The 22,741-nt window shown below is 62.8% G+C and carries 16 protein-coding genes; 5 read left to right on the top strand and 11 right to left on the bottom strand.

Annotated elements, in window-relative coordinates; all coding sequences use genetic code 11:
- The 5 genes from SPHV1_RS13155 to SPHV1_RS13135 all read right to left on the bottom strand — a co-directional run bounded on the left by SPHV1_RS13155 (position 1) and on the right by SPHV1_RS13135 (position 5,391).
- Entirely contained in the window at positions 1-2,259 is a 2,259-nt protein-coding gene (locus SPHV1_RS13155) for a xanthine dehydrogenase family protein molybdopterin-binding subunit (protein WP_054946494.1), read from the bottom strand.
- Positions 2,256-2,744, bottom strand: coding sequence for a (2Fe-2S)-binding protein (locus tag SPHV1_RS13150; RefSeq protein WP_054946493.1), 489 nt, complete (start codon positions 2,742-2,744; stop codon positions 2,256-2,258). Before SPHV1_RS13150 ends, SPHV1_RS13155 begins: the two co-directional genes overlap by 4 nt.
- The gene (locus SPHV1_RS13145; RefSeq protein WP_054946514.1) at positions 2,741-3,610 is read right to left on the bottom strand and encodes a xanthine dehydrogenase family protein subunit M; all 870 of its coding nucleotides are present in this window, start codon (positions 3,608-3,610) and stop codon (positions 2,741-2,743) included. The genes SPHV1_RS13150 and SPHV1_RS13145 overlap by 4 nt, the downstream gene beginning before the upstream one ends.
- Before the next feature lie 152 nt (positions 3,611-3,762).
- A complete protein-coding gene (locus SPHV1_RS13140; RefSeq protein ID WP_054946492.1) occupies positions 3,763-4,725 on the bottom strand; it encodes a sterol desaturase family protein in 963 nt (320 codons plus the stop codon).
- A 237-nt stretch (positions 4,726-4,962) separates the two neighbouring features.
- Positions 4,963-5,391, bottom strand: coding sequence for an organic hydroperoxide resistance protein (locus SPHV1_RS13135; protein WP_054946491.1), 429 nt, complete (start codon positions 5,389-5,391; stop codon positions 4,963-4,965).
- Positions 5,392-5,510: 119 nt separating this feature from the next.
- On the opposite strand from SPHV1_RS13135, the gene SPHV1_RS13130 reads away from it, so the two are divergent.
- Complete coding sequence (locus tag SPHV1_RS13130) at positions 5,511-5,975, top strand: MarR family winged helix-turn-helix transcriptional regulator (protein WP_054946490.1); 465 nt, start codon at positions 5,511-5,513, stop codon at positions 5,973-5,975.
- A gap of 51 nt (positions 5,976-6,026) precedes the next feature.
- Here SPHV1_RS13130 and SPHV1_RS13125 read toward each other — a convergent pair whose 3' ends face one another.
- Entirely contained in the window at positions 6,027-8,558 is a 2,532-nt protein-coding gene (locus SPHV1_RS13125) for a penicillin-binding protein 1A (RefSeq protein WP_054946489.1), read from the bottom strand.
- Between the two features lie 51 nt (positions 8,559-8,609).
- The gene (locus tag SPHV1_RS13120) at positions 8,610-9,479 is read right to left on the bottom strand and encodes an N-acetylmuramoyl-L-alanine amidase (RefSeq protein WP_054946488.1); all 870 of its coding nucleotides are present in this window, start codon (positions 9,477-9,479) and stop codon (positions 8,610-8,612) included.
- Positions 9,480-10,077: 598 nt separating this feature from the next.
- On the opposite strand from SPHV1_RS13120, the gene SPHV1_RS13115 reads away from it, so the two are divergent.
- Complete coding sequence (locus SPHV1_RS13115; protein ID WP_054946487.1) at positions 10,078-12,720, top strand: ribonuclease E/G; 2,643 nt, start codon at positions 10,078-10,080, stop codon at positions 12,718-12,720.
- A gap of 89 nt (positions 12,721-12,809) precedes the next feature.
- Here the strand turns inward: SPHV1_RS13115 and SPHV1_RS13110 are convergent, their stop codons facing one another.
- Entirely contained in the window at positions 12,810-13,526 is a 717-nt protein-coding gene (locus SPHV1_RS13110) for an SDR family NAD(P)-dependent oxidoreductase (protein WP_054946486.1), read from the bottom strand.
- A 433-nt stretch (positions 13,527-13,959) separates the two neighbouring features.
- Here SPHV1_RS13110 and SPHV1_RS13105 point away from each other — a divergent pair, with 433 nt between their 5' ends.
- The 3 genes from SPHV1_RS13105 to zapE are packed head-to-tail and all read left to right on the top strand — an operon-like array spanning position 13,960 to position 16,333.
- Positions 13,960-14,742, top strand: a complete 783-nt coding sequence (locus SPHV1_RS13105; RefSeq protein ID WP_054946485.1) for a succinate dehydrogenase iron-sulfur subunit — start codon at positions 13,960-13,962, stop codon at positions 14,740-14,742.
- Positions 14,743-14,762: 20 nt separating this feature from the next.
- Positions 14,763-15,221, top strand: coding sequence for a PaaI family thioesterase (locus tag SPHV1_RS13100; RefSeq protein ID WP_054946484.1), 459 nt, complete (start codon positions 14,763-14,765; stop codon positions 15,219-15,221).
- Positions 15,218-16,333 carry a cell division protein ZapE gene (gene zapE, locus SPHV1_RS13095; protein ID WP_054946483.1) on the top strand — a complete coding sequence of 372 codons (1,116 nt, stop codon included), beginning with the start codon at positions 15,218-15,220 and terminating at the stop codon, positions 16,331-16,333. The genes SPHV1_RS13100 and zapE overlap by 4 nt, the downstream gene beginning before the upstream one ends.
- 419 nt (positions 16,334-16,752) lie before the next feature.
- On the opposite strand, the gene SPHV1_RS13090 is transcribed toward zapE, so the two are convergent.
- The 3 genes from SPHV1_RS13090 to xrtA all read right to left on the bottom strand — a co-directional run bounded on the left by SPHV1_RS13090 (position 16,753) and on the right by xrtA (position 22,741).
- Positions 16,753-19,053 carry an EAL domain-containing protein gene (locus SPHV1_RS13090; RefSeq protein ID WP_054946482.1) on the bottom strand — a complete coding sequence of 767 codons (2,301 nt, stop codon included), beginning with the start codon at positions 19,051-19,053 and terminating at the stop codon, positions 16,753-16,755.
- A 229-nt stretch (positions 19,054-19,282) separates the two neighbouring features.
- On the bottom strand, positions 19,283-21,178 hold the full coding sequence (locus tag SPHV1_RS13085; protein ID WP_054946481.1) for an XrtA/PEP-CTERM system amidotransferase: 1,896 nt from the start codon (positions 21,176-21,178) through the stop codon (positions 19,283-19,285).
- 12 nt (positions 21,179-21,190) lie between these two features.
- Entirely contained in the window at positions 21,191-22,741 is a 1,551-nt protein-coding gene (xrtA, locus tag SPHV1_RS13080) for an exosortase A (RefSeq protein WP_054946480.1), read from the bottom strand.

Genomic DNA, 22,741 nt, shown 5'->3' with positions numbered 1-22,741 from the left:
TCAACCCTCGCCATGAAGCGCGGCATGGACCTTGTCCGGCGACATCGGCAGCGAACGCATCCGCTTGCCGGTGGCGGCGCGCACCGCATTGGCCACGGCAGCCAGCGGCGGCACGATCGGCACTTCACCCACGCCCTTCACACCATAAGGGTGAACGGGATTGGGCACCTCGACCATTACCGTATCGATCATCGGCATGTCCGATGCGACCGGCATACGGTAGTCGAGAAAGCCCGGATTTTCGAGCTTGCCATCCTTGTTGTAGATGTAGGTCTCGTTCAGCGCCCAGCCGATGCCCTGGGCGACCCCGCCCTGGATCTGGCCTTCGACATAGTCGGCATGGATTGCGCGCCCCACATCCTGCACGGCGGTGTAGCGAACGATGGAAACGTGGCCGGTTTCCTGATCGACTTCGACGTCGCAGATGTGGAAGCCGAAGCCCGGCAGCCAGCCCTGCGCGCTGAGCGCCGAGGTCGCCGTGACCGGCCCGCCCGAATGCAGTGAACTGCCCGCGACTTGCGCCGCGCTCATTTTCGAACCCTGCCTTTCGCCCGAGGTGCACACGGCATGGCCATCGAGCCATTCGACGTGCTGGGCGGGGACCTGCCAGGTGCGCGCGGCGCGCTCGCACAGGAGGCGCTTCACTTCCCTGGCGGCTTCGACCGTTGCCATGCCGGTCGCAAAGGTGGTGCGACTGCCGCCGGTGACGAAGGACAGGCCGATAGACGAGGTGTCGGCCACCACGCAACGAACCTGCTCGTACGGCACCTCGAGCACTTCGGCCGCCATGATCGCCATCGAGGCGCGGCTGCCGCCGATGTCCGGGCTGCCGGTGGCGACGGTGAAGGTGCCGTCCTCGGCAACGCTGAGATTGACGGTGGAGGGACCGCCGTAGTTACCCCAGTAACCGCCGGCGATGCCGCGTCCCTGGTTGGGGCCTAGCGGCGCAGACCAGTGCGGATGCGCCTTGGCCGCCTCCAGGCACTGCATCCACCCGATTTCGCCCCAGGGCAGACCCGATGTCTGCAGGTCGCCGGGCCTGGCCGCGTTCTTCATGCGCAGTTCGAGCGGATCCATGCCGAGCCTGATCGCCAGTTCGTCCATCGCGCTTTCGACCGCGAAGTTGACCTGCGGCGCCCCCGGAGCGCGATAGGCTTTCGCCGCCGGACGGTTGCACAGAACCTCGATCCCCGAAACGCGGGTATTGGCGATGCGGTAGTGTCCGATGGCGCTGGAAACGCCCGCGCCGGCATCGTTCGCGGCAAAGGCTCCGGAGTGGTACTTGAACGTCACTTCGGCGGCGACAAGGGTTCCGTCCGCATCGGCGCCGAGGCGTACGTCGATGATGGCACCGGGCGCGGGACCCGTGGCGCGGAAGACGTCTTCGCGGCTCATGCCCAGGCGCACCGGCCGGCCCGACTTGCGCGAGAGGATCATAGCCACCGGTTCGAGATATACCGTGGTCTTGCCGCCGAACCCGCCGCCGATCTCAAGCGGCGTTACGCGAATGTCCGACTGCGGGATCGCCAGCACCGATGCCGTAAGCGAACGGACCATGAAATGGCCCTGGCTCGAACACCAGATCTGCGCCTGCCCGTCCCCGTTCCACGAAGCGACGCAGGCGTGCGGCTCGATGTAGCCCTGATGGACCGGCTCCATCGTGTAGCGTCCCTCGACGACGACAGCAGCGCCCGAAAGCGCGGCTTCGACCTCGCCCCTGCCCATGGTCACATCCATCGCCACGTTGGAGGGCGTTTCGCCCGCCCCCCCCTTGGCCGGCTCCCGGATCAGCGGGGCATCGTCGGCCAGCGCTTCCTCGAGCCCAAGGACATGCGGCAGGACTTCGTATTCGACCGAAATCAGCGCCGCCGCCTCACGCGCAAGTTCCGGGGTGATTGCAGCGACCGCCGCGACCGGATGGCCCTCGTAGAGAACCTTGTCGTAGGCCAGGCAATTGTGGGAGATGTCGACGATGTCCGAAGCGCCCTCGCCCACGTGCATGACGAGCGACTCCAGCGTCGGCAGGTCCTTGCCCGTCGCTACCGCCTTCACGCCCTCCAGCTTTTCTGCGGCGCGGGTATCGATGGACAGGATCCGCGCATGGGGATGCGGGCTGCGCAGGATCGCGCCCCACAGCATGCCCGGCGCCTTGAAGTCGGTGCCGTAAAGCGCTTTGCCGGTAACCTTGTCGACCCCGTCGGGGCGAACCGGGCGCGTACCGATATGGCGGAAAGTCTCGATCTTTTCGGGTGCGTTCATGCCGGCGTCCTTTCCTGGCGAAGCTCGGCCGCGGCATCCATCACCGCACGCACGATCTTGTCGTAGCCGGTGCATCGGCACAGGTTGCCCGCCAGCCAGTAGCGCACTTCGGTCTCGGTCGGATTGGGATTGCGATCGAGCAGCGACTTGGCGGCAACGATGAATCCGGGCGTGCAGAAACCGCACTGGAGCGCGGCATGCTCAAGGAACTTCTGCTGCACCGGGTGCAGCACCGAACCTTCGGCAACGCCTTCGATCGTGGCAACGGTGCGTCCTTCGGCCTCGGCTGCAAGGACAAGGCAGGAACACACCATTTCGCCGTCGAGTTCGACCGTGCAGGCCCCGCAGTCACCCGAGCCGCACCCTTCCTTGGAGCCGGTCAGGTGAAGCGTATCGCGCAGGACGTCGAGCAGCGATGCGCCGGGATCGCAGAGGAATTCCGTGACATCGCCATTGATCGTGGAATTGACGTGAATTCTGTTCATGCCTTCGCTCCTGCGCGCTCGGCGGCAATCTGGACGGTGCGCTTCGCAAGGACGCCGGCCATCGCCTTGCGATAGGCCACGGTCCCGCGCTTGTCGTCGATGGGAGCGCAAGCCGCTGTCACGGCCTCGACCATGGCCGACAGCGCGCCATCGTCGAGCTTCGTGCCCACCAGCGCCGCGCCAGCAGCCTCGACCAACACGACAGTCGGCGCGACAGCGCCCAGCGCGATCCGCGCCGCAGTGCAGGTGCCCTCGGCATCGAGATCGAGATTGGCGCCCACGCCGACCACGGCAATGTCCATCTCCGTGCGTGGAATGGAGCGCAGATAGGCATCGCCTGCGCGCGCACCTCGCGCAGGAAGGCGGAACTCGACCACGAATTCGCCGGACGCAAGAGAGGTCTTGCCCGGCGAGACGGGAATGTCCTGCACGGCGACTTCGCGCGTGCCCGCAGGCCCGGCGACCACGCAGGTCGCGCCAGCTGCGACGAGCGCCGGAACGCTGTCTGCAGCGGGCGAGGCATTGCACAGGTTGCCGGCCATCGTCGCGCGGTTGCGAACCTGGACCGAGCCGATCAGGTTCGCCGCCTCGACGACACCCGGCCAGGCGGCGCACAGATCGGCATTATCCTTGAGCGCGGTGCACCGCGTTGCCGCGCCGATCACGAAAACATCGCCTTCGCGCCTGACGCCAGACAGCGCCGCAATCCGCTTGAGGTCGACCACGGCACCCGGAGCGATCCGGCCCGAGCGCATCTGAACGATCAGATCGGTTCCGCCACCAAGCGGCCGTGCGGTGGGATCGCCGGACAGGAGTGCGACGACGCCCTCCACGGTGTCGGGTGCGTGAAAGGCTGGTGACGGCATCGAACTCCCCTGCCGGTGGATCACTTCGCGCACAAGGTCGTGGCCGCAAAGGGATTAGTCAACCGACGGGCAAGAATATTGGCGGCACCATAGCGTCAAGCCGTACTCCCAGCGACTTCGATAGCGCCGTGGAACAACGCTGAGGCGCGCTTTCAGTGCGCCGCCAATCGACCTGTGCGCAGTCCGGCAAAAATCAGTCGCCCCATATTCACGACCGGATCGACCAGTATCCCCTTCAGGGAAGTGAACTGCCTGTCATCGGCTTCGGCACCGATCCCGTAGACCAGCATCTCGCCCTTGCCGGGCCGATAGGCGGTACCGAAAATCCAGTCGAGCAAGGCCAGGTTCGTGGCGAAGTTACGGTCCCAGTGGTGGACCAGCTTGCTGTGATGGACCTGATGCATGTGCGGACTGATGAATATCCGGTCGAACGGCCCCAGCCCGATCGGAAAGTGCGAGTGACGCAGGGGATCGAGCGTCACCGTGGTGATGACCTTGTTGAACAATCCCGAATAGGCAAAAATCAGGACGACATCTTCGTCGGTCAGGAAGCAGATAACGGCCAGCGGGATCGCGATGAGGATCGCGCGCATGTTTTCCGTGAAAAGGACTTCCACCGGGCTTCCACGCTGCGAAGTGATCGGGATCAGCGACGATGCCGAATGATGGACCTTGTGCAGTTCCCACAGGAAGGGAACCTTGTGGTGCAGATAGTGCAGCACGTAATCGACCAGTTCCTTCCACACGAACAGAAAGATCAGGACGAGCGCGGTGGTCGCCACACCGGCATGGATACGCGCATCCACGCCCCGCTCCGGCCCGGCCATGTAATCGAGGAACTGCGTGATGATGATGGCCGAGACGACGAGCGGAACGTACCGCTGGGACACCGTCAGCAGCTTGGAAATCGTCCAGAGCACGCAGTCATGGGCTGTGCTGCGGGACAGGTAGAATTCAGGCGGAAAGCAGGTTCGCAGAAGTCCGCGAAGGGAGAATCGGTCCTGCCCGTGCAGCACCGCCGAAGCGCAAATGGCCGTGCCGAAGACCAGTACGGTCACATAGGAGATCAGCAGAAATGGCACCTTATCGATAACGTGCAAAGCTTGGTCGATCATGACACCGGCACCCTCGGGATCTACGATTCGTGCTTTGACATCGGACGCCAGACCGCCGCCGTGACGCCCGCGACTTGGCTCAATTTAATGAAATCCGCAGCGAGGCTCCATTCGCGTGATGGACGAAACGCTCAAGACTTTTGGAGTACCTCCAAGGGATTTGTCGTTTCTGTCGGTCATGAACGAAAAAGGCCGCGCGACAACCGTCGCCCGGCCCTTTCGCGACTGCCCGTGGTGTCAGGCGACGGCGAGGGTCACGTCGATATTGCCGCGCGTCGCATGGCTGTACGGGCAGACGGTGTCCGCTTCGGCGACCAGCGCTTCGGCTGCGCTGCGATCGACGCCGGGCATCCTCACTTCAAGCGCGACTGCGAGAGCAAATCCCTTGTCGCTGCGCAGCCCGATGCCGACCGTGGCATTGACGCTGGCGTCGGCAGGGACCGCCGGAAGGTCCTTGTTCTGCGAGGCGACGAACTTCATCGCACTGAGGAAGCACGCGGCAAAGCCGGAAGCGAAGAGCTGTTCGGGATTGTTGCCGTCACCGTTGCCGCCCAGTTCCTTGGGCGTTCCCAGCTTGATCGAGAAGCTGCCGTCGTCGGTTTCGGCCTTGCCGTCGCGGCCGCCGGTGGCCGTTGCGCTGGTCTTGTAAAGGGCATTGATGGACATCGCTGAGTACCTTTCCTGATATAGATAGTGCACGATTAACTCGCATACGATTTAAATGATCGCAGCGACGCGATTCGTCAAGCCTTGCGATTAAATCGCGCGCAAATTATATTGCAGCCATGTCCAAGCAACCCGACCTGCCGCAGCCCTCAGCCACCGATCCCTTTGCGGATTTCCTTTGCTTTTCGGTGTACTCGACGGGTCTGGCCTTCAACCGCCTCTACAAGCCCCTGCTCGATCGCTACGGGCTGACCTATCTGCAGTATCTTGCGCTGATCGCCCTCGCCCTGCGCGGTGAACAGACCGTCAGCGAATTGGGCGAGAGCCTGTTTCTGGAATCGAGCACGGTCACGCCGCTTATCAAGCGCCTCGAAGCGGCCGGTACCGTCACCCGTCGACGCGACACGCGCGACGAGCGCGTCGTGCGCGTTTCCCTCACCGATCAGGGCAAGGCGATCCTGGAAGAAGCCCGCTGCGTGCCCCTGGAAGTCATGGAAGCCACGGGCACGCCGCCCGAACAGCTTCACCTGCTCAACGAACAGCTCAAGGCCCTGCGCGCCAAGCTCGTCACGAAGTCGGACTGACATGCGAAGAAGACGGCCGCGCCCGACCGAGCGCGCCGTCACTCCCGCAACTTAGTAAACCCCGCCCTGTTCCTCGGCGAAGTCACGCGCCTCGCTTGACGCCGCGGTTGCAGCGGCACGCGCTTCACGGGCCTCGCGGATTTCCGTCACCAGTGCGTCCCGGCGACGGGTGAATTCGTCCTCGGCAGTGTACTGGCGCGGTTCGGTGTCGGCCTTGAACGCTTCCCAGATGACGGAAGCCTTGGGCTCGTTGGTGGGTTCGACTCCCATGACCTTCTTGCCGGTCACGCGGTCGATGCGGACCATGCGGATCCCGGCCGGCGCGATGAAGGGCTGATCGCTCCAGCGCGAGCGGGTGTCGAGCACGACGTCCTTGAAGATCGGCGCGGCAATGCGGCCGCCTTGTGCGTAACCGCCCAGCGAACGCGGATTGTCGTAGCCGACATAGACACCGCCCACGTAGTCCTGGTTTCCGCCCATGAACCATACGTCGGTCGGGCCATTGGTGGTGCCGGTCTTGCCGAACAGCGGAAGGTTCAGGTCACGCAGACGCACCGCAGTGCCGCGAATGACCACGCCTTCGAGCATGTGGATCACCTGGTAGGCGGTGTCCGCGTCAAGCACCTGCTTGCCCTTGCGCTTGATGCGCGGCATCGGCTTGCCGTCCCATTCGGGCATGTTGCAGGCATCGCAGCGGCGCTTGTCACCGTTCCAGATCACCTTGCCGTTGCGGTCCTGAACATAGTCGATGACCGTAGATGGGAACTGCACGCCATTGTTGGCGAGCGCCGAATAGGCATTGGCCATGCGCGCCACCGTCGTCTCTCCGGCGCCAAGCGCGAAGGACAGGTAGGGCTTGTAGTCGCCGATGCCGAGATTGTGGAAGGTGCGGATGACGCGCGGCATGCCGGTATCGTTGGCAATGCGCACGGTCATCAGGTTGCGTGACTGCTCGAGGCCCCAGCGCATCGTGTGGCTGCCCGATCCGCCCTCGTTGCCGAAGTTGCGGAAGCACTTGTCGCCAAGCCCCGCGCCCTGGAAGACGCAGAACGTCCCGTCCAGCACCTGGGTCGCCGGAGTCATGCCGTACTGCAGCGCCGTCGCGTAGACGAAGGGCTTGATGGTCGAGCCAGGCTGGCGCTCGGCCTGCGTGGCGCGGTTGAACGAACCGAGCCCGGAATCGAAGCCTCCCTGCATGGCAAGGACGCGTCCGGACCAGGGCTGCTCAATAACCATGCCGCCCGAAACCTCGGGAATGGTGCGCACGGCGTAAGTGCCGGAGGAAATCGGTTCTGCCGCGACGAAATCGCCGACCTTGGCATTGTCCGGAATATTGGTCAGGGCGAAGGTATTGCCATCTGAGAAACCGATCTGGCCGTTACCGTCGCCAACGCTCAGGATGACGCCGACCTTCCAGTTCTTGTAGTCGATCGTCTTGTTCGAGACGATGAGCTGGGTCTGCCAGCTGTCCATGTCCTTGATGTGCGCGACCGGACCGGTCCAGCCACGGTTGCCGTGATAGCTCAGCAGCCCCTTGCGCAAGGCTGCGCGAACCGAGTCCTGCAGTTGCGTGTCGAGCGACGTACGCACCCACAGGCCGCCGGCATAAACACTGTTCGAACCGTCCTCAGCCTTTTCGCCATAGCGTTCGATCAGGCGGCGACGGACTTCCTCGATGAAGTAGCCATTACCCGGATCGTAGTTCGTCCCGCGCTGGGTCACGAGGCCGAGCGGCTCGGCCTTGGCCTTCTCCGCGTCTTCCCTGCTGGCCCAACCGTTGCGGACCATCTGGTCGAGCACCCAGTTGCGGCGTTCAATCGCCCGGTCGGCGTGCTTCTTGCGCCCGTAGACCTCCGGGGCGCGCGGCAGAATCGCGAGAAAGGCCGACTGGCTGAGCGTCAGTTCGTCGACGTCCTTGTCGAAATAGGCGCGCGCCGCGGCCTGCACGCCGAAGGAGCGGCGGCCCAGCGGGATTTCGTTGAGGTAGAGTTCGAGAATCTGCTGCTTGCTCAACACGCCTTCAATGCGGCGGGCCAGCACCATTTCCTTGAGCTTGCGGGTGACCGAGTACTCGTCACCGATAAGGATGTTCTTGGCGACCTGCTGGGTGATGGTCGAGCCGCCCTTGGCGCGTTCACCGCTGCCGTACTTGGCGATGTAGTCGACCACGGCGCCGGCAAAACCGCCGAAGTCGACGCCGCCATGGGTCCAGAACGTACGGTCCTCGGCCGAAAGGAAGGCATTGACCAGCGGACGCGGGAAATCGACGAAGCGCAGTTGCACGCGCCTTTCGCGCGCATAACTGTAGACGATCTCGCCATCGAGGCCGCGCACCATGGTCGGCAGCGGCGGCTGATACTCGAGCAGCTTGTTGGCGTCCGGCAGGTCGCGCGTCAGGAAGATCCAGAAACCGATCAGGCCGATAAGGCCCACGACGCACAGATAGGCGAAGCGGCGCACCCAGTTGCTGGTGCGCCAGAGCTGGCGGACTACAGAGAGTCCTCCCGACGCTTCCCTGCGTATCCGGAAAGTGAAGTCTTCAGGCTGCTGCTGGCTGCCCTGCTCGTTCGTCTCGTCGGTCATTGCGCCAGCCCTCTAGCATGAGCCTTCGGCGATATGCCAGATATCACGCGCTTACAGCGCCGCTTTCCTGGCGAAAAAGGCACGGATCGCCCGGGACGTCGCGCCGGCGATCGTGCGCTGTCCCTGTTTCGAGCCTAGGAATTGCGCGTCGTCCGCATTGTTGATGTAACCGGTTTCGAGCAGGATCGAGGGAATGTCGGGCGCCTTGAGCACCGCCAGCGCGGCGGTTTCGACATGGTCGCGGTGAAGGCCGACGCGCACGTCCTGCAATTCGCGCAGCATGAGCCCGGCGATTTCGCTCGAACTGACCTGGGTGTCGCGCTGCGACAGGTCGAGAAGGATCCTGCTCACATCGGAATCGATCCCGGAAAGCGGCACGCCGTTCACCTTGATCGAATGGCTGTCGGTGGCGGCAAAGCGCCGCGCCGCCTCGTCCGAGCCCTTTTCGGACAGGACGTAGACGCTAGCCCCGCGCGCGCTATCGTTCTCTGCACTGTCGGCGTGGATCGAGACGAACAGGTCCGCGCCGAGGCGCCGGGCGATATCGGGCCGGTCGGCAAGAGCGATGAAGCGGTCGTTATCCCGCGTCAGCGCCACCCGCACACCGCCACCCTCCAGAAGACGGTCGCGCACGGCGAGCGCGATCTGCAGTGCGACATTCTTTTCCTTCAGCGTGCCCTGCCCGGCGCCCGGATCGAAACCGCCGTGACCGGCATCGATCACCACCAGCGGACGACTGGCATCGGGCGGCCCCTCGACCCCGGGCAGGTCGACCGGGGCATCGATCGCCGGCATGTCGAAGCGGATCAGGTAGTGCCGTGCGCCGACCGGGCGCTCGAGCTCGCGGTGAACGACAAAGACCGCCAGTGCCAGCGACAGCGGCGCAGAGAGCAGTATGATCAGGCGAACGACCCGCGACATGGCCGAGTGACTAAGTGCCGCGCCGCGCCTCGACAATCCTTTGCCTGCGCAGTTCCCACGGAATTCAGCAAAGAAAACCTTAACCATGAGCGTGTCAGATATCTGTCAGGCAAGTAACTTGCCGTGCAAGGCCATGAATGCTAGGCCGAACCGACCCGGGGCAGGAATGCTTCGGTCCTTGCAATTCGGACAAGCGCCACGAAATGGTGCCGGGCAGGACCGACAGCACTGAAGCTCCGGTCGTCAAAGCCGGAAATTGTTCCGGATCCTAACAGGTTGACGCGAGACATGAGAAGCCAATTGCCGCCTTGCCAGCCGACGCCCCCGAGGGCGTGGGCGGTCTGGTCGCAATTCAACGCGTGTACGATTTCGCCACGCGGCCTTCCTCTCGCAGACACGCTCACCGCTTACGAAGCGGACGTAACGATAGCCGAAAACGGGGCGCTGGATTGCCCCGACTTCATTCTTACCCACGCCCGGAACACGAAGAGCTTCGCCGCGACTGGCCATGCCTTCGGAAACGCAACGGGCATTTTCGAACAGAATCGCGCCACCACGGCTGATCCGGCCGGGATAAGGCGCGTTTGGAGATCACATAATGGCAACGCGCATGCTCATCGATGCGCGCCACCCGGAAGAAACGCGGGTGGCGGTACTCAAGGGAAATCGCATTGAAGAGTTCGATTTCGAATCGACCGAACGCAAGCAGATAAAAGGCAATATCTACCTCGCGAAGGTGACCCGTGTCGAACCTTCGCTGCAGGCTGCCTTCGTCGACTTCGGAGGAAACCGTCACGGCTTCCTCGCCTTCAGCGAAATTCACCCCGACTACTATCAGATTCCGAAGGAAGACCGCGAAGCGCTGCTCGCCGAGGAAGCGGCCCACGCCGAGGAAGAGGCCGCCCTGCGCGCCCGTGACGGCGACGAGGACGATGAAGACGACGATCACGGCAATGACAGCGAGGACTTCGACGACGGCGGCCTGACCGAGGTCGACACGTCCGAGAAGGACGAAGTCGCCACGATCGAGGACGGCAACGTCGAGAACGGCTTCGATCACGGCAGCGAGGAAGAAGGCGAAACGTCGGAAGACGACAACGGCGGCTCGCGCCGTCGCGGTCGCCGTCGCCAGGGCAAGGGCCGTTCGAAGGAAGCCGACGAACTGCGCGCCAAGCGCATCGCCCTGCGTCGCCGCTACAAGATCCAGGACGTCATCCACCGGCGCCAGGTCCTGCTCGTGCAGGTCGTCAAGGAAGAGCGCGGCAACAAGGGCGCGGCGCTGACCACGTACCTCAGCCTCGCGGGCCGTTACTGCGTGCTCATGCCGAATTCGAGCCATGGCGGCGGCATCAGCCGCAAGATCAGCTCGGCCTCGGACCGCAAGCGCCTCAAGTCGATCATCGCCGAGCTGGAACTGCCGCGTTCGATGGGCTGCATCGTGCGCACGGCCGGCCTCCAGCGCACCAAGACCGAGATCAAGCGCGATTTCGATTACCTCGCCCGCCTGTGGGACGAACTGCGTGACAAGACGCTGCACTCGGCCGCGCCGTCGCTGATCCATTCGGACAGCGACCTGGTGAAGCGCGCGATCCGCGACATCTACAATCGCGAGATCGAGGAAGTCGTCGTCGAGGGCGAGGAAGGCTACCGCGCCGCGAAGGACTTCATGAAGCTGCTCATGCCCAGCCATGCGCGGCGGGTGAAGCCCTACTCCGACCCGGTTCCGCTGTTCCAGCGCTATGGTGCTGAGGACCAGCTCACCGCGATGTACGACCCTGTCGTCCAGCTCAGGTCGGGCGGCTACATTGTCATCAACCCGACCGAAGCACTGGTTTCGATCGACATCAACTCGGGCCGCGCCACCAAGGAGCACGGTATCGAGCAGACGGCGGTCGCAACCAACCTCGAAGCCGCGCAGGAAATCGCCCGCCAGCTGCGCCTGCGCGACATGGCCGGCCTCGTCGTCATCGACTTCATCGACATGGAGTACGGCTCCAACGTCCGCAAGGTCGAGAAGGCGATGAAGGAAGCGCTCAAGAACGATCGTGCGCGCATCCAGGTCGGCCGCATTTCCAGCTTCGGCCTGATGGAAATGAGCCGCCAGCGCCTGCGCACCGGCGTGCTGGAAGCGACCACCCGCTCCTGCCCGCACTGCGACGGTACCGGCCTCGTGCGCACCGCCAGCTCGGCGGGCCTCTCGGCGCTGCGCCTCATCGAGGACGAAGCAGCCAAGGGCAAGGGCGTGATTGTCTCGCTCTTCGCGTCGACCGAAGCGGCAGTCTACCTGCTCAATGCCAAGCGTGCGGACCTCGCCGACATCGAGGCCCGTTACGGCGTGGCCGTCGAAGTCATTCCGGAAGGCGAGAACGAAGGCGCCAAGATGCGCGTCATCTCGTCCGGTCCGCGCAATGAATTCGTCCCCCGCTTCGAACCGATCGCCGTCGAGGTCGAGGATGACGAAATCTTCGAGGAAGACGAGGACGAGATCGAGCGCGAGGAAACCGAATCCCGCGCCGAAGGTGAAGGTCGCCGCAAGCGCCGCCGCCGCCGCCGTGGTCGCAATCGCGACCGCCGTGACGAGCAGTCCGGTGAGGAAGGCGCCGAGACCGAGGTTTCGGAAAGCGCCGAAAACGACAACGAAGGCGAGGAATCCTTCGTCGGCGGTGACGAGGAAGAAGGCGATGCGCCCCGCAAGCGCCGCCGCCGTGGCGGTCGCCGCAGGCGCGGTCGTCGCAATGGCGAGGCCGGTGAGCATAGCGAAGGCGAGACCGGCGAAACCGGCGATGAGAGCCAGGACTCGGACGATGAAGCCGGTGTTGCGAAAGCTCCTGTCGAAGCCGAAGCTCCGGTAGCCGAGGCTGAACCTGCAGCGGAAGAGGCTCCCAAGCCGAAGAAGCGCACGCGCCGCAAGAAGGCCGAGCCCAAGACCGAAGCAACCGAAACCGCAGCCGAGGAAGCGCCTGAAGCAGTCGCCGCCGAAGCTCCGGCAGAAGAAGCTCCGGTTGCCGAGGAAGCGCCGGCCAAGCCCAAGCGCACCCGCCGCAAGAAGGCCGAGCCCAAGGCGGCCGCAGAAGCCGAGCCGGTCGCGGTAGAAACCGCTGCACCCGAAGCGGCACCTGCCGAAGCCGCGCCTGCTGGCGAGGAAGTGACTGCGGATGCATCGTCGGGCGACGAAGCTGCCGATGGCGAGAGCGCAGAACGCCCCCGTCGCGGCTGGTGGCAGCGCACGTTCGGCGAATAAGCCCAGCTAACGGGAAAAAGCCCCGCAGCGCCTTCGCGTGCTGCGGGGCTTTTTCGTATCCGCGACTGCTGACTGGATTTGTAGCGTCGTCAGAACGGGATCGGTTGGCCGTCCCAGGCGAAGAATCCGCCGCTATCGGCGGAACCAAGCCCATCGATAACGGAAAGCAGGCTTTGCGCAGCCTGTGCAGCGCCCGTTACCTGGCCATCAGGCAAGTTGCGCTGATAGGGACGTGAGAGCGGCGTATCCACGGTACCGGGATGGAGGGAGACGATCACGCTTTCGCTGTGAGTGCGCCGCAGTTCGATCGCGAAATTGCGGATGAGCATGTTCAGCGCCGCTTTCGACGCGCGATAGCTGTGCCAACCGCCCAGACGATTGTCGCCGATCGAGCCAACCCGTGCGGATAGCGCTGCAAAGACACTACGCCTGTCTCTTGGCAAGAGCGGCAGGACATGGCGCGCAACCATGGCCGGAGCAATCGCATTGAGCGCAAAGAGCTGCGCCATCCTTGCCTGGTCCAGCTTGCGATAGGACCGCTCGGGCCCTGTCCCATCGGCAAAGTCGAGCGCGCCGCTGGCTACGATCACGAGGTCGGGCCGCCCTTCCCTCTCCATAAGCCGTGCAGCCTCGGCAATAGCGCTTTCCTCGGTAACATCGCAGATCAAAGGGACGATCTTGTCGCTGGCCGCCACCGGGTTTCTGCTGGCAGCGTATATCCGTTCGACATCGCCGCGCGCATCGAGCGCTGACACAAGCGCCGATCCAATCCCGCCTCCGGCCCCGAACACACAGGCGCATGTCATCAATCCCGCTCCTTGCTCAATCCAGCGAAACCGCGTGATCCTGTCATCTTCTACGCTACCGGGGCGCAGCGGTTCCCATGTGTGACGCAGACCCAACCGGATCACCAACGCATTCAAAGGGCGCACCGGAAGGCCGCCTTCCACGGCGAAACAGCTGTGATTCGCGCAAATCTTCCATCGCCCTGAACACAAATCCGGGCACCGGCCCCACGCCCAAAAGCACACAAGCCTCCTCCAAACAGATCGAAATTCGTTACTTATATCATAATTTTCAATGACTTAAATCGCAAATCAGACCTTACATGACCGTAATGGCACCCCCTATCCAAACAGCAGAACCTGTCACTCTGGCCCCTTGCCCCGGCCCGCTGAATCGCTAGAGGGGTCTGCAGAAGCGGTTCATGCCGCAATGCGAGATCACGGGGATTCTTTCATGGCGACCTTCACCCTCCCGGCCAACAGCAAGATCAAGAAGCAGGGCAACGTCCACAAGGCGGAAGGCGCCGCGCGCGTGAAGAAATTCACCGTCTACCGCTATGATCCGGACTCGGGCGAAAACCCGCGTTACGACACGTTCGAAATCGACCTCGACAACTGTGGCCCGATGGTCCTCGACGCGCTCATCAAGATGAAGAGCGAGCAGGATCCCTCGCTGACCTTCCGCCGTTCGTGCCGCGAAGGCATCTGCGGTTCGTGCGCGATGAACATGAACGGCTCGAACGGCCTCGCCTGCACCACTGCGATCGAAGACCTCAAGGGCGACATCCGCATCACCCCGCTGCCGCACATGGAAGTGATCAAGGACCTCGTTCCCGACTTCACGCACTTCTACGCGCAGTACGCCTCGATCCGGCCCTGGCTGCAGACCGTCTCGACGACGCCGTCGGGCAAGGAACGCCTGCAGAGCCCCGAACAGCGCGAGAAGCTGGATGGCCTTTACGAGTGCATCCTGTGCGCTTGCTGTTCGACCTCGTGCCCGAGCTACTGGTGGAACTCCGACAAGTTCCTCGGCCCGGCGATCCTGCTTCAGGCCTATCGCTGGCTGGCCGACAGCCGCGACGAGATGACCGGCGAGCGCCTGGATGAGCTGGAAGATCCCTTCCGTCTCTACCGCTGCCACACGATCATGAACTGCGCCAACGTGTGCCCCAAGGGCCTCTCGCCGGCGCGCGCCATCGCCGAAATCAAGAAGATGCAGGCGGAGCGCCAGGTCTGATCCTCGCGGTCTGAGCCGAGGTGGAACCTACCAGCGCATTCATCCACGCCCCCGATCCGGAACATCCGGGTTGGCATACGTGGGACATGACCGACCAGGAACGCTTCAACCCTGTCGTTATGGGCAAGATGCTCGTGCGACAGGAAGGCGACCGGGCGGCCCGTCTGCGGCTGCTCAGCACCAGGACGATGCACGGAAACCTGCACGGCAACATTCACGGCGCCGTGATTCTTGGCCTGATCGACATCTCCCTGTTCGCGACCGTTAACCAGGTGATCGGCGGCAATTCTGCCTCTTCCGTGACCCTCGACCTGTCGACACAGTTCATTGGAAGCGGGCGCATCGGCGAGCCGCTCGATGCCGTCTGCGAGATCATGAAGGAAACCGGTCGCCTGTTCTTCCTTCGCGGAAATCTTGAACAAGGGGGCGATCTGATCGCTTCCTACATGGGCACCTTGCGGAAACCGTCAGCGCGATGACCGGCATGCTCAACCGTTACGAGGCGCTCGTCGCCACGGGCGAACTCCGCGTCGATCCGGAGCAGGCAGCGGCAGCCGAACGCCTGGATCGTCTCCAGCGCGAGATGTACAAGGCGCGCTCGTCCACCGGGCTGCTCGGACGCCTGCTCGGGAAGAAGGCCCAGCCCCCGCGCGGCGTCTACATGTGGGGTGGCGTCGGCCGCGGCAAGTCGATGCTGATGGACCTTTTCCACCAGACGCTAGACATCACCGAAAAGAAGCGCGTCCACTTCCATGCCTTCATGCTGGACGTACACGCGCTGCTGCGCGACGAACGCAAGAAGGAAACCGGCGATCCGATCCCGCCGGTCGCAGCCCAGATCGCGCGCAACGTCCAGTGTCTCGCCTTCGACGAGATGGTGGTCAACAATTCCGCAGACGCCATGATCATGAGCCGCCTGTTCACGCACCTGATCGTGAACGAGGGCGTGACGATCGTCACCACCTCGAACCGGGCGCCATCGCAGCTCTACAAGGACGGCCTCAATCGCGAACATTTCCTGCCCTTCATCGGTCTGATCGAGCAGGAACTGGACGTGATGACGCTGAACGGTCCAACCGACTATAGGCTTGCACGTCTCGGCGGCATGCCGACCTGGCACATGCCTTTGGGCGAACCGGCAACCCAGCAAGCGCGCGAAGCCTTCTATCGCCTCACCGACTATCCGCCCGAGGATGCTGAACACGTACCATCCGCCGAGATCGATGTCGGCGGCGGTCGCACCCTGTTCGTGCCAAAGAGCCTCAAGGGCGTCGGCGTGTTCAGTTTCAAGCGGCTGTGCAACGAAGCGCGCGGTGCATCAGACTATCTTGCCATTGCCCGCGCCTATCATACGGTCATCCTCGTCGGCATTCCGAAGATGGGGCCCGACCGTCGTAACGAAGCGGCCCGCTTCGTGACCCTGATCGATGCGCTCTATGAGAACAAGGTAAAGCTGATCGTGGCGGCCGACGCCTCCCCCGAGGAGCTTTACGAGGCCGGCACCGGCCGGTTCGAATTCGAGCGCACGGTAAGCCGCCTCAATGAAATGCAGAGCGCAGATTATCTTGCGCTCGGCCATGGCGAGAGCTGAATTCGTTAACGAATTCACCCGTTCGAGCCTCTTGGATCGTTAACGAGTCCCGAATCGGGACTCGAGCGAGTCGCGAACTACAGCCCGTTAACCAGGTCTCGCGAACAACAGGCGTCCCGCACCTTACTATCGCCAAAATATCAAAAGCGCCCTGAGCCAACGCGGCCAGAGCGCTTCGTTACGGAGCTAAATGCATCCGTTAAATACCTGATTTAGAGCGATAAATGCCCAGAAATCGGTATTGGAAGACGCCGCGACCCGTCGAGACATTTACTCTCGAAGAGGTCGCTGACAGTCCGATTTTTAGCGACCGAGGCCGCCCCAAAGCCAGCTGTACATTGTATTTCCCCATGTGAACCGCCGCGTTTTTGCGGCTGCCCATATGGATAACAATGAGTTAAGAAGTCAGCAAGACTTTTTTAACCATTCATTCGGACGTGCTTCCTTTCGATATTATCGATCAGGTCCATGAACGGGACGGGACGACTGACGTAGTAACCCTGGATCGTATCGCACCCCATGCCCTTGAGAATTTCGAGCGCAGTCCCTGTCTCGACCCCTTCCGCGACCACTATGCGGTCGAGCGAATGGGCCATTTCGATGATCGACTGGACGAGCAGATAGTCTTCCTTGTTGGCCTCCATGGCCTGAACGAAGACCTTGTCGATCTTGATCTCCGAGGCCGGAAGGTAACGCAAGTAGTCGATCGTCGCGTTACCGGTGCCAAAATCGTCGATCGACAGGCGCAGTCCTGACTGGACCAGGCGCTGAAGCATCTGGAAGGTGCGCGAACTGCGATCGAGACGATCGGTCTCGGTGATTTCAAGGACCAGCTTCTCGGGAGGCAGACCGTGGGCAGCCAGAATCTCCGAGATCATTCCCGGAAGGCCCGGATTGCGCAGGAGCTGGGCCGAGATATTGACCGACATCGAGAAGTCGTATCCCATCTGCGCAAGGTCTACGGCTGAACGCACCGCTTCGTTGACGACAAAGCGCGTGATGCGTTCGATCCGATGGAATTCCTCGGCAATGCGGATGAACTTGTCCGGGCTGATCGGCCCGCGTTCGGGATGCGTCCAGCGAACGAGTGCCTCCGCTCCGGCGATACGGTTGGTCTTCACATCGAGTTTGGGCTGATAGGCCACCCAGACTTCGCCATTGTCGATGGCCCGGTCCAACTGGGTCAGCAGCGAGAGCTCCCACTGCGCCTCGTGCCGGCGACTGTCATGCTGATAGACCAGTTCGTCATTGCGAACCGCTTCCTCGGCCGACTGCATAGCGCTCGCGACACGGCTCGAGACTGTCCGGTCGAACTCGGAATCGATGCCGCAGTTGAACGACAGGTCGATGTCCATGCCGCTGACCTGGATGCCGTTCTGGACAATGCGATGCAGGCCCTCGAGGTTCTCGAACAGATCGAAAGTGCTGCGAATGTTGGACAGCCACAGGAACATGCCGCCTTCGTGATAGACGGTAACGTCATGATCGCTAATGCGGATTCGCCGGACAATTTCGTGCGCAACCTGCGCTTCAACATGCTCGGCGAAGCTTCCGATTATAGCGCCGTAGTTACGGATTTTGAGAGCAACCAGAATCTTGGTGGACATCGCTTCGTAGTTGCGCAGCGCCTGAACGCTAGGAAGTCCCGATCCTGCGTTGGTCTCGCCAGCCACTTCGACACGATCAAGGTTTCGCATGCGGAAGACTGCTACCGCAGCTGTCGCCAAGGCAGGGAAGATCGCAACCTGTACACTAATGTAATTAAGGACGAAAGGAGCCGCGATAAGGACCACAGTCAGGCCGCTAAAGCGATATACATCGAAAACTCGCCCTCGGCCCAGGCCAGAGACGATGATGACGCATACAAGCAGAAATGGCGGAAGCCATCCCAACTGAACCGGCAATCCGCGTTTGAGGGTCTCTGCAGCAATTGCATGTGCATATCCGCCCGGAGCGTAGCCCTGCCCCGGCAACGGATGGATATCGTTATAACTGATCGCGCCAGGTGCGATAATTACATCTTTGCCGCTGACCAAACTGACATCGAGCTTCCCTCGAATTACATCGATATAGCTCGAGGTCGGTATCGTCTTGTAATCTATAGAATAGTCTGGCTGAAAAACGCCATCAGGATAATCTTTCAATCCTGCAATTGCGACCGACATGCTGGGAATTTGTCCCATCGGACTATCCGATGAAAAGGGTATACTCATGTTCAAGTTGAAAGGATGGAACAGGGCCAGCAAAGAGACAACATGCGCCTCTTTGCGGAACTGACGAACAGGTAGCGACGCAGCGTAATTGCCGCCTACGCCATTGTTGCTTGGCATCGCACCAAGAAAGACCCTGTTCGGATATTTCTTCAGTACTTCGACAAACTCATCGTTGCCCTTGTTGTCAGCATAATAGCTCAGCGCTCGATCGAAAAACACGCGCTTCGCCCCAGCCTTGAAGAGCGCATCGACGACTACGGCGTCATTCGAACGTGACACGTCCATCGCGCCCAAGGCATTAAGCGTGTTCGTGTCCTGCAGGACCATCGCGATTTCACCCTTAGACGGATGAATCCTGAGGTAATTTCTGAGGTTCGACAGCACATCCTCGACCGGCAAACCAACGCCCGAGACACCGCACAGTACGCCGGTCAGCGTCGCCCAGAAGACGATGCGGAAGCGGGCATTGCTCCAGAACTTGCGGAAACGGGCCTTGAGATCGGTCATTTCGGCCTCACCCTTCGTTCCACGGCATTCACGGACGTCGGGTGCACGTCAGCACCGCGGGAATCCCCCGCATTTTTCGTCCGAGAATCGTAGACCTTGACCTTCATACACGTCCTTCAATGACGCTTCTCAGGGATGGCCTAGAGTAAATGTCCTAAGATTGGGTGTAGTTAATTCCCGGCTTTTACACAGGCTGGTCAAGACCGGTTTATCCAGCCCGCAGGCGGGTTCAGGCAATACCCAACTTGGTAAATGCCTTCTCAAGCATCAACAACTGCCAGAGCAGCCGGGAATTGTCAGAAGTTCCCGCAAGATGGGCATCGACCAGACCCGTCAGGCGGCGGCTGTCGAACCAGCCGGTCCGGGCCAGCTGTGCGCTGGAGCAGACGTCCCGGGCTACCTGGGCCAGCGGACCGCGAAACCACTGGGCAATCGGCGTCACGAAGCCCTGCTTGGGGCGATAGAGGATGTCGTCCGGCAGGAATCGCTGCATCGTGCGCTTCATCAGCCACTTGCCCTGCCCGCTGCGCACGCGCATCGATTCGGGCAGGCTGGCGGCGAATTCGATCAGCCGGTGATCGAGCAAGGGCTCGCGCGCTTCGAGACTGACAGCCATGCTCGTACGGTCGACCTTGGTCAGGATGTCTCCCGGCAGCCACGCCTTGAGATCGGCATACTGCGCCCGGTCCAGTCCGGAGCGCGCCGGCGCGCGGCGCATCAGGTCCAGCAGCGGCGCCTCGGCACGATAATCCCCACGCAGGCGGAGGAATTCGGGCGAGTAGAGACTGTCGCGAAGTTCCGGCGGGGTAAAACCGATCGCACGCGCATAACCTTCCGCGGAATCGCCGGCCAGCGAAAGCAGTGTCGTCTTCGCCCGCAGCGGGCGCGGCGCCCAGTCAGCCTTGGGATAGATCGCGCCCAGCGTTCCGAAGACCGGTGCGCGCACCGCCTGCGGCACAAGCGCGCGAATGCGATCCTCTCCGTACTGGAACAGATGCCGGCGATAGCCCGCAAGCGCCTCGTCCGCGCCGTCGCCGGACAGCGCAACGGTCACGCTTTCGCGCGCCAGTTGGCAAACGCGCCATGTCGGCAGCGCCGAGGCATCGGCGAACGGCTCGTCGAACATGCCCGCCAGTGCATCGATCATTCCGAAGTCGTCCGGTGAGACCTGCCGGGCCTGGTGATCGGTGCCATAGCGCTGCGCGACCTGACTCGCGTAAGCCGTCTCGTCGAGCGCAGCGACATCGAAGCCGATGGAGCAGGTGCGCACGGCTTGCGAAGATGCCTCCGCCATCAGGGCCACCACGCTCGAACTGTCGACCCCGCCCGAGAGGAATGCCCCGAGCGGAACGTCCGCTGCCATGCGCGAGGTCACCGCCTGCCGCATCAGGTGCAGCAATTCGGCCTCGAGATCCTCCACTTTGCCCTTGCGACGCTCGGCGAAGGAAACGTCCCAGTACTGCCTTGGGGCAGGCATCGCCTTGCCGTGCTGCAGGAGCAGCGAATGGCCAGCGGGCAACTTCATCACGCCCTTCAGCATGGAGCTGCTGTCGGGCACGTAGCCCCAGGCCAGGTAATCCTCCACAGCGAGCGGATCGACTTCCCGCCGCAGCATCGGATGGGCGAGAAGCGCCTTGAGTTCGGAGCCGAACGCCAGACTTCCGTCGCTCAGGGGCGCCATGAACAGCGGTTTCACGCCCAGACGGTCACGAGCGAGGAACAGCGTGCGCGCCTCGCAGTCGTAAAGGGCGAAGGCGAACATCCCGTGCAGGCGGCTGACGCATTCCGGGCCCCAGCGCTGCCACGCAGCGAGAATGACTTCGCTGTCGCCATCGGTGTGGAACATCGCGCCCGCCTTGCGCAGTTCCTCGCGCAGCTCGCGGTAGTTGTAGATCTCACCATTGAACACGAGCATCGCGCGGCCGTCGCTCGACGCCATCGGCTGAGGCGAGCCGGCAAGGTCGATGATCGACAGGCGTCGATGCCCCAACCCTACGCCCGGCGCCGTCCATACGCCGTGGCCGTCTGGCCCGCGATGGACCATGGCGTCGCACATCGCCTCGACCCTTGCGGGGTCGACGGGCTTGGGCGTTTCAAGATGATAGATACCGGCAATGCCGCACATGCAGACGGGTACCTACCGGAGTTGGGCGACGCGGTCCATCCACGCGTCCAGCGGTCCGGTGGATGACACAAAGCGCGATATGGCCTCGGCAGCGGGCTGGTCAGGCGTATCCGTGGCGGAGACGATCAGCATCGTCGTCGGGCGTGCCCTCAGGAGAAGATGATTGCCGATCACCGCCAGCTTGAGACGCGCATTGCTTCCTGTCAGCAGGTCTCCGTTGCGATACCAGGTGACGGCCAGCCGCTCGACCTTGCCGGCACCGAGCAGCCGTTCGCTCCTGCCGCTGGCGAAGGCCCTGCCCGGCCCCTGCCATGCCCAGGCGCTGTCCGGCATCAGCGCGCCCTGCCCAAAGCCGCCGGCTTCGCGTCCTTCCCCCTGCGAGGCATAGAGCGCGAGGAAGACGTCCACCTTGCCGCCCTCGCCATCGACATAGCGGCCTAGCAGGCGGTGCTCCGCCCCTGACGCTTGCGGTTCCCACCAGATCGCTGGTGCATAGTCCGCGCGGCTCCAGCCGGAGACTTCTGGAAGGTGAATTTGCGCCGGCAGGGGCGCAGCGATCCGGTCGGCTCCAAAGGCCCAGCCGCGCGCCAAGAACAACAGGGCAACAAGGCCGAGCAGAGCGAAGGTGTAACTCACCTCCATTGCGCAAAGGCGTGCCAGTACCGCATGGCCGCGGATCGCTTCGGCATCGATGATGGGATCGGCCGGCGGACGGTCGAAGAACCGCCAGGCCCCGAGGATGACGAGCCCCAGCACGATGGCGAAGAAGAACCAGCCATAGACGATATGATCGAAGCCTGCCGCGACGTCTGCGCCAAACCACTGCGCAGCATAGATCGTGCCCCATGCCCTGACGCCATTGGCGAGGATCGGCACGACCACGCACGCTCCGACCATGGCGATCCGGCGCGGCCAACTGACGAAACAGACATTGGCGGCCAGAACGCCGAATGCGACCATCGCGATCAGGAACTTCACACCCGAGCAGGCTTCGGCCACCTCGAACAGGCCAGCCGGGGTATCGATGAACACGCCGTCGATAACAGCGGGAATGCCGCTCAGGTGCGTGAGCCCGACCGTAATTTTGGCCGTAATCATCTGCAGGACGTTCACCAGTTCCTCGCCCAGCGGGACGAGGAAGGCGAGGTAGCACAGCGGGAACAGCAACCCTGCGCTCACCTGCGGGCCCAACAGCAGCGGAACGCTCGCGCCCAGCATGGCGATGGCCCCGGCCTGCCGCGCAAGATCCAGTCCCGATATCGCCCCCAGCAACCAGATGAAGGCGGCTGCTCCCAACAGAAGCAGGCCCGGCCACCACGCCTGCGGCTCAAGCTTGCGCAATTCGCCCCAGCGCTGCCAGACCAACCAGCCAAGGATCGGCGGGATCAGTAGGATATGGTTGTAGGTAGAGATGTCCCACCACTGCCGCACCATCGCCGCCCAGTCCGCGGCGAATGCGCCAAGAAGAACGAGCCAGACCCCTGCCAGTCGCAGGAGCGGACCGTGCCAGCTTGCAGGAATCGGGCCTCCTCCGGAATGGAGGACTTCGGCGAAGGAGCGCAT

The sequence above is a fragment of the Novosphingobium sp. KN65.2 genome (assembly GCF_001368935.1).
Classification (GTDB): domain Bacteria; phylum Pseudomonadota; class Alphaproteobacteria; order Sphingomonadales; family Sphingomonadaceae; genus Novosphingobium; species Novosphingobium mathurense.
This window is presented reverse-complemented; position numbering and strand designations above follow the sequence as displayed.